This window comes from Kurthia sp. Dielmo (genome assembly GCF_000307285.2).
In the GTDB taxonomy this organism is placed as follows: Bacteria; Bacillota; Bacilli; order Bacillales_A; family Planococcaceae; genus Kurthia; species Kurthia populi.
On record NZ_HE578957.1, the window covers coordinates 611,198 to 626,453 of the forward strand.

The window sequence follows — 15,256 nt, forward strand, 5'->3', positions numbered from 1 at the left end:
CCTATTTCGCGTCGTACCATGTATTACCAGATGCAGCATCGGCTTTTAATGGTACTTTTAATTTAACAGCTGCTTCCATCACAGCCGGCACAAGCTCTTCTAAAATAGCTAATTCTTCAGGTGGTGCTTCAAAAATCAACTCATCATGTACTTGTAGAAGCATTTTTGCTTGTAAATTTTTCGCTTTTAGTGCAGCCGCCATATCAATCATTGCTTTTTTTATAATATCTGCTGCTGTCCCTTGGATTGGTGTATTCATTGCTGTACGTTCTGCAAAGCTACGTACATTAAAGTTACGGCTCTTTAAATCCGGTAAATAACGACGACGATTTAGTAGCGTTGTAACATAACCGTCCTTTTTCGCTTGTTCAACAATCGAGCTCATATAGCCCTGTACGCCTGGGTAACTTTCAAAATAGCGTTCAATAAATTCGGCCGCTTCTTTACGCGTAATACCCAAGTTTTGTGATAATCCATAATCACTGATACCGTATACAATACCAAAATTTACAGCTTTTGCTTGGCGACGCATATTTGATGTCACATCTTCTTTCGCTACACCAAACACATCCATTGCTGTTTTCGTATGAATATCTAAATCATGCTTGAAAGCATCGATTAAGTTCGCTTCATCTGCCATATCCGCTAATACACGTAATTCAATTTGTGAGTAATCGGCAGAAAACAACTTCCAGCCCTCATGACTTGGTACGAATGCTTGACGAATTTTACGCCCTTCCTCTAAGCGGACTGGAATGTTTTGCAAGTTCGGGTCAATCGAGCTTAGACGCCCTGTAGCAGTTAATGCTTGCTGATAACGTGTATGAATTTTATGATCCTTTTCATGTACGACCTTTAATAAGCCTTCGATATACGTTGATTTTAACTTTCCAAGCTGACGAAACTCTAGAATGTAATCAATAATGTCATGCTCAGGTTGTAGCTTTTCAAGCACATCCGCTGCTGTTGAATAGCCGGTTTTTGTCTTTTTAATAATAGGAAGTTCCAGTTTTTCAAATAGAACAACGCCTAGTTGTTTCGGTGAATTAATATTAAATTCTGTTCCTGCTAATGCGTAGATTTTTTGCTCAATCGCATCTAATTTTAATGTAAGCTCCTCACCCATTTCGATTAGACGTTGCTCATTTACAACAACCCCAGCACATTCCATGTCACATAAAATAAGTGCTAGTGGTAACTCAATCGTTTTGTATAATTCAAATTGCTCTTTATCTTGTAATGCTTTCTCAATCGTCGGAAGCGCATGCCAAACAGCTAATGCTTTACGTGCCACATGCTCTGCTAGTACGACTTGCTCTGGTATAGCACGTTTTGCGCCCTTACCATAGACTTGCTCCGCTACTTGCACATCATAATAGCCATAGCTTTTCGCAACCGTAGCCACATCGTCTAAGTTTTGACCTGCTTCATCAATATAGGCAGCTAATAGCATATCGGCTTTGACACCATTTAATGCGATACCAAAGCGGTGAAGTGCAGCTCGTTGTGCCTTCACATCATAAACATATTTTATTTTCGTATCATCTGCTAAATATGCTTTGACCGCTTCAGATTGCTGTACCGCTTCAAATGGCATATAGTAAGAAGCTTCACCAGCCGTAAAACCAACACCTAAAATCGCACAGCTATGATAATGCTCATCCTCTAGCTCGACATGCACAGCCATTGTGTCCGTTAATTTATCCGTCATATCATCGACGATTTCCCACGCGATATCTTTTTTCTCTGTCGTTTCCTCAACAGCTAAATCACTTTTTTCAATTAATGATTTAAATGACAGCTCACGCCAAATACCAAATAACGCTTCTGTGTCTGGTGCACTCCATGCCAAATCATCAATCGATAACTCAAGTGGTACATCACGGTTAATTGTCGCAAGCTCTTTACTCATTAAAGCTTGCTCCTCATTCGCCATAAGTTTCTCTTTTAATTTTGCACCTTTGACGTCCTCAAGATGTGCATAAACTTCTTCAACGGTCGGATGCTGCGTTAATAATTTAATGGCCGTTTTTTCACCAACCCCTGGGACACCTGGAATATTATCTGATGAATCGCCCATTAAGCCTTTCATATCAATAATTTGCAGCGGTGTTAAACCGTATTTTTCCTGAATATGTGCCGGTGTATAGTGCTCAATATCGGTCATGCCTTTACGCGTAATATAAACTGTTGTATTATCCGATGCTAATTGTGTTAAATCCTTATCACCTGAAATAATAATCGTTTCAAGGCCTTGTTCATCTGCTTGACGGCTCAATGTTCCAATAATATCATCCGCCTCATACATTTCTAATTCATAGCGCTTCATATTATACGCATCTAATAATTTTCGTAAATACGGGAATTGTTCTGACAGCTCAGGCGGTGTCTTTTGACGACCTCCTTTATAGTCTTTAAATGTGCTATGGCGGAATGTCGTTTTCCCTGCATCAAAGGCGACTAAAATGCGCGTTGGATTTTCTTCTCCTAAAATCTTTTGTAGCATCGTCGTAAAGCCATATACGGCATTTGTATGAATGCCTTGCTCATTTGTTAAAAGTGGTAACGCAAAAAATGCGCGATATGCTAAACTGTTGCCATCTAATAATAGTAACTTTTCTTTTGTCATCGTTACATTCCCTTCCTAGTAAACTTATCTCTTCTATCTTACCATGCCAGCAACAAATCGTCGCACACACGTTCTTTTTAACGCAAAAAAAGACCGGTAGAAGTCTCGGTTACTTCTACCGGTCAAATGGTGAAAAAATAGCAGCCGTTCTCGTCACAGAACGCCCTCGTTTCTGTCCGTCTGCGATTTCGTCACGATTTTCGCCACACACAAGTAGCTCCAGACGCAAAATTACCAATTGGCAACAAGGGGATCGTCTGAATAAAAGGGAATTTGAAGGGGGCCTTCGCTATTTATAGTACCAATACTCTTTGAAGACTTTATAAACGAATTGTAAAGATATTGTTAAGATGGTATTTTCGGTAGCATAACACGCATCGTTGTACCCTGGCCTACTTCACTTTCAACCTGGATTTTACCGTGATGAATTTCAATTAAATGCTTCACAATCGCCAGGCCCAGACCTGTACCACCTGAATTTCGACTACGCGCACGATCAACACGATAAAAGCGTTCAAAGACGCGCGGAATTTCTTCTTTCGCAATCCCAATCCCTTCATCTTTTACTTCTAAAATGCCAAATTTCGAATTGTCACTTAGTCGCATCGTTATCGTCGTGTGCTCAGGCGAGTAGTTAATGGCATTAAATAATAAATTCACAATAACTTGCATCAAACGATTCGCATCACCTAATATAACAATGTCATCAGGTGCTTCAACCTGTAGTATCATTTCCTTTTCTTCAAGATGCTGTGCAGACATCTCTGCTGCTCGCTTCACTAAATCATTCAAACTTGTCGGCAATAAATCTAGCTGAAAGCCATGTTTTTCAAGCTTCGAAAGCTCTAGTAAATCATTTACAAGCATTTGAAGACGATTGCTTTCCTGATTCATAATCTCAAGGAATGTTAGTAATGTTTCTTCATCCTTATATGCGCCGTCAAGCAATGTTTCGGAGAAGCCTTTCATCGACGTAATCGGTGTGCGTAATTCATGCGACACGTTGGCAACAAAATCTTTACGAACCTGTTCTAGCTTTTTAAGCTCTGTAATATCATGCATGACAATGACCACACCTAGCCAGTGCCCATGCTCCCCAATTACTGGCGCACCATACACTTCCATATGACGCATTCCACCATCAAGCGGAATCTGAATTTGTTGGCGATACGCTTCTTCTGTCATAAAGACATGGTCAACAAATTCTTCGAGCTCAAGTGGCATACCTAAATCCCGGAATACATGCTCAGTCACTTCATCATATTCTTTTTCAAATAGCTTTAAAAACACACGATTGACGACAGAAATATCGCCCTCGCGTCCAATCATAATCAACGAACTGCCCATATTTTCAATCAGTGTTTTCAAACGCTCTTGTTCAATCTCACGCGTCATCATCATATCTTGTAAATTTCGGGCTAGCACATTAATGGAGCTACTTAATGAAGCAGTCGGTGCTTCTGCAGATTCATAAGCACGCGCACGGTAATTTCCTTTTGCTAATTCTAAAGCTGTATTCGTCACATGGTCGACAGAAGACGTCACATTATGCAAAATACGATTGCTAAGTAGCATTAGTACAATAAATGCCACAATGAGCGCACCAATTAACACAAGCCAAAATGATAATGCATCATGGACTTGGCGATTAGTAGCCTGTGATAGCGCATCACTTGCAGAAAGGCGCTTTTCAATTGTCGTATCAATATAAGCAGGTAATAATTGACCGATACCAAAACCTAGGCTTGCTAACACAGCTGCGTACAAGAAACCAAACGCTGTTAGTAAGCGTACTCGCATTGATTTCATTATCCTTTGGGCTCCTCAAATTTATAGCCCAACCCACGAATCGTTTTAATAAATTTAGGCTTACGGCTGTTTTCTTCAATTTGATCCCGCAAATGGCTAATATGTACATCTACAATACGTGTATCGCCCGCAAAATCATAGTGCCATACTGCACTTAGTAATTGGTCTCGCGTCAATACACGATTTTTATTATCTAACAAATAAACAAGTAACTCGAATTCTTTTGGCGTAAACTCTAATTCCTTACCATCTAATGTTGCTTCAAAGCGGTCTGGATAAACACTTAACGCACCAATATGATACGTCTTTTCACGTTCAACTTCTGTCGTTTGTTCCTGCACTTTTGAGCGACGTAGCACCGCTTTTACACGCGCTACTACTTCTCGTGGACTAAATGGCTTTGTCATATAATCATCCGCGCCTAATTCGAGTCCTAACACTTTATCAAACTCATCGTCTTTTGCTGTTAGCATAATAATAGGTGTACCAATTTTTTGAATGCGTAATTCTTTGCATACTTCCATACCATCTTTTTTAGGAAGCATTAAATCAAGCAAAATTAAATCAGGTAATTCTGCCACTGCTCTATTAAGACCCTCTTGTCCATCAAAAGCTTGAATGACTTCATAGCCTGCTTGTTTCAAGTTGTATTGTAATAATGTTGAAATTGCTAATTCGTCTTCTACTACTAAAATTTTATTTGTCATGTTTGTTTGCCTCCAAAATGTTCGTTTGAAACCCCCATCTCAAATTCACTCATTTAGGTGGTATTGCGATTACCGTTCCAGTCACAATTAATTCATCTGTCGATAGGTTACGTCCTTCAACATGAATCATAATTCCTTGAATCGATTCCCGCTTATCGATGACGTTTAAGACGATATGAATCGTTTCGTAATGATAGAGGATACCGGGAAACTGTAGTGCAAGCTCCATAATTCGCGAGCCTGGACCTGGTAAATATTTTGATATTGTTGACGTAATAATGCCATTTAATAGGACAGTCGGTACAATTGGACGTCCAAATTCCGTTCGACTTGCGTAATCATGTTGAATAAATAACGGATTGCTATCATTTGTTAATCCTAAATAGAGCAGTAATTGCTGGTCTTCAATTTTTTCTGTAATTTGAATAGAATCGCCAACCTCTACTTGCTCAAATGTTTTACCAATGCGGTTATTTTTACCTAATAACATAGTATCCAGCCTCCTCTCTCCTACTCTGTTTTTATAGTATCAGTTATAGGATGAAAAATCGAGCACAAGTGTTGCATTACTTACTTTCTAACATTTAGGCCAACAAAAAAGGTCGAGCAGGCGGCCCAACCTTTTTTGCTATTTAATCTAATGCCTGCATAACATCTTTTACTGCATCTGCTGAATAATTCAATGCCTGCTGCTCTTCATCTGTCAGTGGTAGTTCAATGATTTCTTCGATGCCTTCTGCACCTAAAATTGTCGGTACACCTAAATAAATACCTGATTGTCCATATTCACCTTCTAAATAAGCAATTGTCGGTAAAATGCGGCGTTGGTCCTTCAAAATGGCTTCTGCCATTTCTACCATCGCGGCAGCAGGTGCATAGTAAGCAGAACTATTACCTAAGAGGTTAACAATTTCACCACCACCGACGCGTGTACGTCGCACGATAGCGTCTAGTCGCTCTTTATCGATTAATAATTCCAGTGGTACACCACCGGCATAAGAATAACGAACAAGCGGTACCATCGTATCTCCGTGCCCACCTAAAACAAAGCCTGAAATATCTTTCACCGATATATTTAGCTCCTCTGCTACAAAGGTACGAAAACGAGCCGTATCTAAAATACCCGATTGTCCAATCACTCGGTTTTTAGGAAAACCAGATGCCTTATAAACCGTATAGGTCATCGCATCCACTGGATTCGTTAATACTAATAAAATGGCATTTGGCGAATAATTAGCCACTTCTTTTGCTACCGATTCCATGACACGTTGATTTGTTTTCACAAGGTCATCACGACTCATTCCCGGCTTACGAGCAATCCCTGCTGTAATGATGACAACATCTGAATCTGCTGTATCTTCATAATTAGCTGTTCCTGTTACTTGTGAATCAAAACTTAAAATTGGTGCAGCCTCTGCCATATCAAGCGCTTTTCCTTTTGTTGGATTTTCTGCTTGTGGAATATCGACTAGCACCACATCACCAAGTTCTTTTTGCGCTACTAAAAAAGCAGCTGTAGATCCGGTAAACCCGCTACCGATAATAGAAATCTTTTTACGTTTATGAGACATATTAAAATCCTCCTATTCTACAATAAAATGGTAATTGAGTATAAAAAAAGAGATGAAGCAAGCTTCACCTCTTATAACCCTTAAGGATTAAAGGTTTTTGATTAATTCGTCAGCGAATTCTGAGCATTTCACTTCAGTAGCGCCATCCATTAGACGTGCGAAGTCGTAAGTTACAACTTTAGAAGCGATTGTTTTTTCTACTGATGCTGTAATAGCGTCAGCAGCTTCTTGCCAGCCTAAGTGTTCAAGCATTAATACGCCTGAAAGTAATACTGATGATGGGTTAACTTTATCTTGACCAGCATATTTTGGAGCAGTACCGTGAGTAGCTTCAAAGATAGCGTGACCAGTTACGTAGTTAATGTTAGCGCCTGGAGCGATACCAATACCACCAACTTGTGCAGCTAATGCATCAGAGATGTAGTCGCCGTTTAAGTTCATTGTAGCTACTACGTCGAACTCTTTAGGGCGAGTTAAGATTTGTTGTAAGAAGATATCAGCGATAGAATCTTTTACGATGATTTTGCCTTCAGCTTCAGCTTTAGCTTGTGCAGCGTTTGCAGCTTCAGTACCTTCAGCTTCAACGATTGCATCATATTGAGCCCAAGTGAATACTTTATCGCCGAATTCGTTTGCAGCTAAATCGTAACCCCATTGTTTGAATCCACCTTCAGTGAATTTCATGATGTTACCTTTGTGTACTAAAGTAACAGTTGGTTTGTTGTTATCGATTGCATAGTTGATAGCAGCGCGTACTAGACGTTCTGTACCTTCTTTAGAAACTGGTTTAATACCTAAACCTGAAGTTTCTGGGAAGCGAATTTTATTAACACCTAGTTCAGTTTGTAAGAAGTTTAATAATTTCTTTTGTTCGTCTGAACCAGCTTTGTATTCGATACCAGCGTAGATATCTTCAGTGTTTTCACGGAAGATTACCATGTCAACGTCTTCTGGTTTTTTAACTGGAGAAGGAACACCTTCGAAGTGACGTACTGGACGTAAGCATACATATAAGTCAAGAGTTTGACGTAATGCTACGTTTAGTGAACGGATACCGCCACCGATTGGAGTTGTAAGAGGTCCTTTGATAGCGATTAAGTATTCGTTGATTTTGTCTAAAGTTTCTTGTGGTAACCATTCGCCTGTAGCGTTGAATGCTTTTTCACCAGCTAAAACTTCTAACCATTCGATTGATTTTTCGCCATTGTAAGCATTTTTAACAGCTGCGTCAATAACGCGTGAAGCTGCGTGCCAGATATCAGGACCGATACCGTCACCGATGATGAATGGGATTGTTGGGTTGTTCGGTACGTTTAACACACCGTTGTTTTCCATAGTAATTTTTGCCATGTAAATTGCGCCTCCTAAAGTTAATCATAATCATGGGCTTGGTCCAATAAGGAACAAGCCCACTGACTATTACATTATATCATACAGTTCTATTTGAAGCATTTCGCATTTGAGCGAAAATTCGCTAAGTTATTAGCGTTCTTCAACTGGAACGTACTTTTGTAAACCAGGTCCTACGTACTCAGCACGTGGACGGATTAAACGGTTGTTTGCATATTGTTCTAAAATATGTGCAGACCAACCAGCTGTACGTGATACAGCGAATACTGGTGTGAATAAATCATGTTCGATTTCTAATGAATCGTAAACTGATGCTGAGAAGAAGTCAACGTTTGCAGGTAAGTGTTTTTGTTCCCAGATCATGTCATGGATTTTCACTGACATATCGTAAAGTTCTGGTTTACCAGTTAATTTAGTAAGTTTTTCAGACATTTTACGTAAGTGTGGTGCACGAGGGTCACCAGAACGGTATACGCGGTGACCGAATCCCATGATTTTAACTTTGTTATCTAATTTATCTTGAATGTAAGATTCAACATTGTCTACTGAACCAATTTCAGATAACATTTTCATAACTTGCTCGTTAGCGCCACCGTGTAATGGACCTTTTAATGCGCCGATTGCAGCAGTGATACCTGAGTAAATATCAGATAAAGTAGCTACACATACGCGTGCAGTAAATGTTGACGCATTTAATTCGTGGTCAGCGTGAAGAACTAACGCTTTGTTGAATGCTTCGATTTCGACAGCTTCAGGTTCAGTACCTTTTAGCATGTATAAGAAGTTAGCTGCATAGCTAAGGTCTTTTTTAGGTGCAATTGGTTCTTGACCGTTACGCACACGTGCAAAAGTAGTAACTACTGTACCGATTTTCGCTTGTAAACGAATTGCTTTACGGTAGTTTGCTTCTGTTTCCATAACGTCTGCTTCTTTATCGAATGTTCCTAACATTGAAATCGCTGTACGTAGAGCAGCCATTGGATGCACTTGATCAAGTGGCATAGATTTGAATAAATCAACGATTGCAGTTGGGATTTCCATGTTGTCTGCTAATTGTTGTTTTAATTCTGCTAATTCTTGAGCATTTGGAAGACGAGTGTTCCAAAGTAAGAATACCACTTCTTCAAATGATGCATTTTCAGCTAAATCGTCGATGCTGTAACCAACGTATGTTAATTTATCATCAATGATTGAACTTACTTTTGTTTCTGCTGCTACGATACCTTCTAAACCTTTTGTTGATGCCATAGTAATATCGCTCCTATTCATATCATAAGTATTTGTAATAAATGTTCCCACTTATTACCCCAAAAAAATTATATGATTCTATAAGTAAATCGCTTACATGAATTATTATAATCAATTTTGACGGCTTTGTGAATTAAAACTAATCATTTAATAAATTTGGCGTTTTTAGTAGAGAAATACGATTTTTTCTAGAAAAAACCGTAAATTTCAAGATGGTTATATAAAACTTAAAAGGGTTTTAATGTAATTTTTTATATAAAAAGTAACTTTTCACACACTATATACCTTGCTTATTACGTCATCTATAAATGTTTTTATATGCTGTTATAAACATTATTGTTGCTCGATTGTCCACTTTTTTCCTAGTCGTTCTACGTTTAAAATCCAGCAAAAAAGCGAATGATCTTTTTGACCATTCGCTTTTTTATTATAATATTTTGGCTGTTATAGAATACTTGAGTACCCTTTGTAAATAACACCTGAAGTTGCATCCATAGAAATTTCTTGGCCCTGTTCAATAACAGTTGTTGCGTTCTTTACACCCACAATTACTGGTATACCTAATGATAAACCAACAACTGCTGCATGAGATGTTAAACCGCCCTCTTCTGTAATTAATCCGGCACATTTTTCAACTGCTGGCATCATTTCACGATCTGAACCAATCGTTACAATAATTCGACCAGTCGCATCTTCGGTTAAAGCTTCTACTGCGTTTTTCACTACAAGTGCTTTACCGTTTGTTGCAGCACGACCAATCCCTTGACCTTTTGTGAGTTTATCGCCAATCATATGCACTTTCATTAAGTTCGTCGTACCCGCTTCACCAACTGGTACACCTGCTGTAATAACAACTAAATCACCATATTTTACAACATCACTTTCAAGTGCTTTCTGTACAGCTAATTCTAAGACTTCATCGGTAGACGTAACTTTTGGCGCTGTTAATGGTTGTACACCCCAAACAAGTGTCAATTGACGGCTCGTCACATCAGATGAAGTTACCGCAACAACTGGCACACCAGGACGATATTTCGCGATAGCACGTGCTGTTGCACCACTTTCTGTCGGCGCTAAAATAGCTGACACTTGTAAGTTTAATGATGTATACGCAACTGATTGTGCAATTGCTTCTGTCATTGTTGCACCATTTTGTTTGCTACGCGCACGTACGATTTCTTTGTGATTTAATGTATCTTCAATACGTGATGCAATTTTATGCATTGTTTGAACAGACTCTACAGGGTATAAACCAGCAGCTGTTTCACCAGATAGCATAATTGCATCTGTCCCATCTAAAATTGCATTTGCCACATCACTTGCTTCTGCACGTGTTGGACGAGGATTGCGTTGCATTGAATCTAACATTTGTGTTGCTGTAATGACTGGTTTCCCTAGTTTATTACATTTTTGAATCAAGCTTTTTTGCACGACTGGTACTTCTTCTGCAGGAATTTCTACACCTAAGTCGCCACGTGCTACCATTAAACCATCTGAAACTTTTAAGATGCCATCAATATTATCGACACCCTCTTGGTTTTCGATTTTTGGAATGATACGAATATGTGCATCATGACGTTCTAATAATTCGCGAATTTCTAATACATCTGATGGACGACGAACGAATGAAGCTGCGATAAAATCAACGCCTTGTTCAATACCAAATTCGATGTCTGCCGCATCTTTTTCTGTAATCCCTGGAAGTTGAACAGATACACCTGGTACGTTTACACCTTTTTTGTTTTTTAATGTTCCAGCATTTTCAACTGTTGTGTGAATTAAGCCTTTTTCTTTGTCAGTTCCTGTTACGTGTAATTCGATTAAACCATCGTCTAATAGAATGACAGAACCTTCGTGAACATCCTCAATTAATTTTTCATATGTGATTGAAAATACTTCTGTTGTGCCAAGCACTTCTGTCATTGAAATATCAATTGTTTGACCTGTTACAAGTTCAATCGCGTCATTTTCCATATTATTTGTACGAATTTCTGGACCCTTCGTATCTAATAAAATACCGACAATTTTGCCTGTTTCTTTTGCGGCTTGACGAATGGCTTGAATACGTGCCGCATGCTCCTCATGAGAACCATGTGAAAAGTTTAAACGTGCAACATTCATACCTGATTCAATTAAGCTTACTAACGTTTCATGTGATTCACTTGCTGGACCGATTGTACATACAATTTTTGTTTTTCTCATTCGTTGAACACTCCCGTAAGTTAGATGGATAATTCTTTTGATAATTTAAACATTGCTTGATCTAAATGATGTTCTGTTTCAAATACTTCTTTCAAGTCATAGTCTACCACCGCTTGATTACGAATACCAACGGCACGGCCTCCGACATTATTCATTAACACTTCTACCGCATGTGCACCCATCATGCTTGCTAACACACGGTCACGCGCTGTTGGTGAACCACCTCGTTGAATATGACCCAATACAGAAACTCGCGTATCAATACCTTTATCTAATAAAATGTTTTGCAGTTCGTTCGCTGACATAACACCCTCTGCCACGATAATAATACTATGTTTTTTACCACGTTCTTTACCACGTTGCAAACGTTTGACCATTTCATCAATATTTGTCGCTTCTTCAGGAACAAGAATGGTTTCTGCACCACCTGCTAAACCTGCCCATAAGGCGATATCTCCCGCGTCACGCCCCATTACTTCAATAACAAATGTTCGATCATGTGATGTAGCCGTATCTCGGATTTTATCAATTGCTTCAATTACTGTATTTAATGCTGTATCAAAACCAATCGTATAATCCGTGCCTCGAATATCATTATCAATCGTCCCTGGCACACCTACTGTAGGGAAACCTTTTTCACTCAGTGCTAATGCCCCGCGATAAGAGCCATCTCCACCGATTACGACAAGGCCTTCCATACCTGCTGCGCGCATACGCTCAATTGCTTGCAGTTGCGCTTCGTCTTCTTTAAATTCCAATGACCTAGCAGAATGAAGCATCGTACCACCGCGTTGGATAATATCCCCAACATCACCGATTTCAAGTAGTTTAAATTCGCCTTCCATCAATCCTTGGTAGCCCTGGTAAACACCAACGACTTCCATTTCATGATAAATTGCTTTACGAACAACTGCACGTACGGCTGCATTCATACCTGGTGAATCGCCACCACTTGTTAAAACACCAATTTTCTTCATAGGATGACCTCCTAATAGTCAGTTAAAACAAAGATGGGCTGAACATAGCAGTTTGCTATGACTCAGCCGAATCATTCATCGAGATAATTAGAGCTTATACGAGAAATATCTCGTATGAGGTCTAACATCTCTCTCTATGTTCTATCATACCGATTTCTTGTCAGTTTGGAAATAATTATTGTGTAAAAATACCGATTTCTCGATATTTTTTATATCGGTCCTCAATTAATTCTTCTTTTGAAAGCGCTAACAGCTCTGTTAAGGACTTTTCGAGCGTTTCTTTCACAAATGTAGCTTGCTGTTTCGGGTCTTTTTGTGCCCCACCTAATACTTCTGGAATAATTTCATCGATAATATGCATATCTTTTAAATCGGGCGCTGTAATACGCATTGCCTCTGCGGCTTGCTGTGCCTTTGAACCATCACGCCACAAAATAGAAGCTGCCCCCTCTGGTGAAATAACAGAAAATGTTGAATTCGTCAACATATGAAGACGGTTGGCAACACCTAATGCTAGTGCGCCACCACTTCCCCCTTCACCAATGACAATACTAATTACCGGTACAGTTAAGCCCGCCATTTCGACTAAATTACGTGCAATTGCTTCACTTTGCCCACGCATTTCAGCTTGACTACCTGGATAAGCGCCTTTTGTATCAATAAAGCACACAATTGGACGATTAAATTTCTCTGCTTGTTTCATTAAGCGTAGTGCTTTGCGATAGCCTTCTGGGTGTGGCATCCCAAAGTTACGACGGACATTTTCTTTTGTATCACGGCCACGTTGATGACCAATAATTGTAACAGGCACATCGTTCAATGACGCAATCCCACTAACGATTGCTGCATCATCGCCAAACTGACGATCACCATGTAGCTCAATGAAATCATCAAATATAAATTCCACATACTCAAGCGTTGTTGGACGATCTGCCATACGTGCTACTTGCACACGGTCCCAAGGTTTTAAGTTTGTGTAAATATTTTTCTCAAGAACGCTGAAGCGCTGTTCTAGCTGTGCAATCTCTTCGCTAAAATCTAGCGCTTCTGTTGTCGTTAATTTTTTTAATTCATCAATTTTGGCGCGAAGCTCAATTAATGGTTTTTCAAATGATAGTGGTTGCTTAGCCATGATGTGCTGCCCCTTTCGTATGTAATTTCACAAATGTGCTTAATGTTTGACGCATATTTTTACGTTCGATAATGGCATCTAGTTGGCCATGCTCTAATAAAAACTCTGCTGTTTGGAAATCATCTGGCAGTTTCTCGCGTACCGTTTGTTCAATCACTCGACGACCTGCAAAGCCAATTAAAGCTTGTGGTTCTGCTAAATTGATATCTCCTACTGATGCAAAACTTGCTGACACACCACCTGTTGTTGGATGCGTCATTACTGAAATAAATAATAACCCTTTATCCGCATGACGTTTAAGCGCAACACTTGTTTTTGCCATTTGCATTAATGACAATACCCCTTCTTGCATACGTGCGCCACCACTTGCTGTGAAAATAATAAACGGTACCCCAAGTTCCGTTGCTGTTTCCACTGCACGTGTAATTTTCTCCCCTACAACTGATCCCATCGATCCCATGCGAAAATGAGCATCCATTACAGCAACGACTACTTGTTCGCCGCCAATTTTACCTTTTCCTGTAACAATCGCTTCTGTTAAGCCTGTTTTTTGTTGATCAGCTTTTACTTTTTCAAGATAACCCGGAAATTCTAATGGATTGGCTGAATCTAACGAAGCATCTAACTCCACAAATGAGCCTTCATCTAGCGTAATTGCCAAGCGATCTTGTGCATGCATTTTATGATGATGGCCACAACGGTCACATACCCCAAATACTTCCGTAAAATCTGCTTTTTTCATTACATGATTACATTTTTCACAGTTTAACAAATCTTCCGTTAAACGCGCGTCATCATGCGGCATTGCAAAATGTTTTTTCTTTTTGCCTTTTTTAAAAATCTCTCGAATATTCATAAACTATCGCTCCTTCGCTAATGTGTCTACCCATTCCTCATACGCTTCAAGCGCTAAGGCAGGTTGGCCCATTCGTAAATTGCTTAAAAATCGCTCTAAATGAACTTTTTCGTTCTCCGTCGTAGTACCTTGATACGGACGAAGTGCATATTGATTTAGCAATAACCAAATTTTATAAACAAGACGATTGTTCGTCGCCACAATCATTTCGCGAATAATATCTTCACGCATGACCGTTTGACCTTCGATTACATTATGTAAAAGACTTTCCCATACCGGCGATTTACATAGGTTTTCATCCAGCGCTACCATACAAATAGCATCACGCTCTAAAATGCGCTGTGTTGAAAAAACATAACCACTTTCAGCTTCATCTGGCAAAATAAACTGTGCAAGCACTTCAACAAGTTGGTGATTACGATAATCCGATAAATAGGTGCCTCCACCCTGGCGCGTTTGAATTAAGCCAAGTAATTCCATACTACGCAGTGCCTCACGAACCGACGAACGCCCCACGCCTAGTCGTTCCGCTAACACACGCTCTGAAGGTAATTTATCACCTGGTTTAATTCCTTCTTCTTGAATAATTCCTTTTAAGTCATTCACTGTTTCAATAAACACTTTTGATTTTGATTGATTTTCTGTCATCCCGATCTCTCCTTAGCAAATAGCTAACAAAAGTGGTCTGACCACTTTTTATTAGCATACCGAAAAATATTCCATTCGTAAAGAAAAAACTGTGCCAAAAGCACAGTTTTTAATACCTAGTAGTAAT

12 protein-coding genes are annotated in these 15,256 nt (G+C 39.4%); all 12 read right to left on the bottom strand.

All coding sequences use genetic code 11. The annotated features are described in order from the left end of the window. Window position 1: 1 nt before the first annotated feature. The gene (gene polA / locus KTHG_RS07925) at window positions 2-2,629 is read right to left on the bottom strand and encodes a DNA polymerase I (RefSeq protein WP_139992611.1); all 2,628 of its coding nucleotides are present in this window, start codon (window positions 2,627-2,629) and stop codon (window positions 2-4) included. A 345-nt stretch (window positions 2,630-2,974) separates the two neighbouring features. After that, window positions 2,975-4,438 carry a two-component system histidine kinase PnpS gene (pnpS, locus tag KTHG_RS07930; protein ID WP_126989225.1) on the bottom strand — a complete coding sequence of 488 codons (1,464 nt, stop codon included), beginning with the start codon at window positions 4,436-4,438 and terminating at the stop codon, window positions 2,975-2,977. Then, window positions 4,438-5,145, bottom strand: a complete 708-nt coding sequence (locus KTHG_RS07935) for a response regulator transcription factor (RefSeq protein WP_139992613.1) — start codon at window positions 5,143-5,145, stop codon at window positions 4,438-4,440. Before KTHG_RS07935 ends, pnpS begins: the two co-directional genes overlap by 1 nt. A 49-nt stretch (window positions 5,146-5,194) precedes the next feature. After that, the gene (locus KTHG_RS07940) at window positions 5,195-5,635 is read right to left on the bottom strand and encodes a MaoC family dehydratase (RefSeq protein WP_126989223.1); all 441 of its coding nucleotides are present in this window, start codon (window positions 5,633-5,635) and stop codon (window positions 5,195-5,197) included. A gap of 142 nt (window positions 5,636-5,777) precedes the next feature. Continuing rightward, entirely contained in the window at window positions 5,778-6,716 is a 939-nt protein-coding gene (gene mdh, locus KTHG_RS07945; protein ID WP_139992615.1) for a malate dehydrogenase, read from the bottom strand. Between the two features lie 87 nt (window positions 6,717-6,803). Further along, entirely contained in the window at window positions 6,804-8,066 is a 1,263-nt protein-coding gene (gene icd, locus KTHG_RS07950; RefSeq protein WP_029499445.1) for an NADP-dependent isocitrate dehydrogenase, read from the bottom strand. A gap of 132 nt (window positions 8,067-8,198) precedes the next feature. After that, window positions 8,199-9,314: a citrate synthase gene (gene citZ, locus KTHG_RS07955; protein ID WP_139992617.1), complete on the bottom strand. Its 1,116-nt coding sequence runs from the start codon at window positions 9,312-9,314 to the stop codon at window positions 8,199-8,201. Window positions 9,315-9,758: 444 nt separating this feature from the next. Next, window positions 9,759-11,516 carry a pyruvate kinase gene (pyk, locus tag KTHG_RS07960; protein ID WP_139992619.1) on the bottom strand — a complete coding sequence of 586 codons (1,758 nt, stop codon included), beginning with the start codon at window positions 11,514-11,516 and terminating at the stop codon, window positions 9,759-9,761. A gap of 20 nt (window positions 11,517-11,536) precedes the next feature. Then, entirely contained in the window at window positions 11,537-12,493 is a 957-nt protein-coding gene (gene pfkA / locus KTHG_RS07965; protein ID WP_139992621.1) for a 6-phosphofructokinase, read from the bottom strand. A gap of 175 nt (window positions 12,494-12,668) precedes the next feature. Then, window positions 12,669-13,625 (bottom strand): acetyl-CoA carboxylase carboxyl transferase subunit alpha, encoded by a 957-nt coding sequence (accA, locus tag KTHG_RS07970; RefSeq protein WP_139992623.1) that lies wholly within the window; start codon window positions 13,623-13,625, stop codon window positions 12,669-12,671. Further along, a complete protein-coding gene (gene accD, locus KTHG_RS07975) occupies window positions 13,618-14,481 on the bottom strand; it encodes an acetyl-CoA carboxylase, carboxyltransferase subunit beta (RefSeq protein WP_139992625.1) in 864 nt (287 codons plus the stop codon). Before accD ends, accA begins: the two co-directional genes overlap by 8 nt. Window positions 14,482-14,484: 3 nt before the next feature. After that, complete coding sequence (locus tag KTHG_RS07980; protein ID WP_139992627.1) at window positions 14,485-15,129, bottom strand: FadR/GntR family transcriptional regulator; 645 nt, start codon at window positions 15,127-15,129, stop codon at window positions 14,485-14,487. Window positions 15,130-15,256 lie beyond the last annotated feature (127 nt).

What these genes read in the sequence shown, in the direction of transcription:
- KTHG_RS07940 (WP_126989223.1), bottom strand. Translation starts at nt 5,635, where the DNA reads ATGTTATTAGGTAAAAATAACCGCATTGGTAAAACATTTGAGCAAGTA.
- mdh (WP_139992615.1), bottom strand. Translation starts at nt 6,716, where the DNA reads ATGTCTCATAAACGTAAAAAGATTTCTATTATCGGTAGCGGGTTTACC.
- polA (WP_139992611.1), bottom strand. Translation starts at nt 2,629, where the DNA reads ATGACAAAAGAAAAGTTACTATTATTAGATGGCAACAGTTTAGCATAT.
- icd (WP_029499445.1), bottom strand. Translation starts at nt 8,066, where the DNA reads ATGGCAAAAATTACTATGGAAAACAACGGTGTGTTAAACGTACCGAAC.
- pyk (WP_139992619.1), bottom strand. Translation starts at nt 11,516, where the DNA reads ATGAGAAAAACAAAAATTGTATGTACAATCGGTCCAGCAAGTGAATCA.
- citZ (WP_139992617.1), bottom strand. Translation starts at nt 9,314, where the DNA reads ATGGCATCAACAAAAGGTTTAGAAGGTATCGTAGCAGCAGAAACAAAA.
- KTHG_RS07980 (WP_139992627.1), bottom strand. Translation starts at nt 15,129, where the DNA reads ATGACAGAAAATCAATCAAAATCAAAAGTGTTTATTGAAACAGTGAAT.
- KTHG_RS07935 (WP_139992613.1), bottom strand. Translation starts at nt 5,145, where the DNA reads ATGACAAATAAAATTTTAGTAGTAGAAGACGAATTAGCAATTTCAACA.
- accD (WP_139992625.1), bottom strand. Translation starts at nt 14,481, where the DNA reads ATGAATATTCGAGAGATTTTTAAAAAAGGCAAAAAGAAAAAACATTTT.
- pnpS (WP_126989225.1), bottom strand. Translation starts at nt 4,438, where the DNA reads ATGAAATCAATGCGAGTACGCTTACTAACAGCGTTTGGTTTCTTGTAC.
- accA (WP_139992623.1), bottom strand. Translation starts at nt 13,625, where the DNA reads ATGGCTAAGCAACCACTATCATTTGAAAAACCATTAATTGAGCTTCGC.
- pfkA (WP_139992621.1), bottom strand. Translation starts at nt 12,493, where the DNA reads ATGAAGAAAATTGGTGTTTTAACAAGTGGTGGCGATTCACCAGGTATG.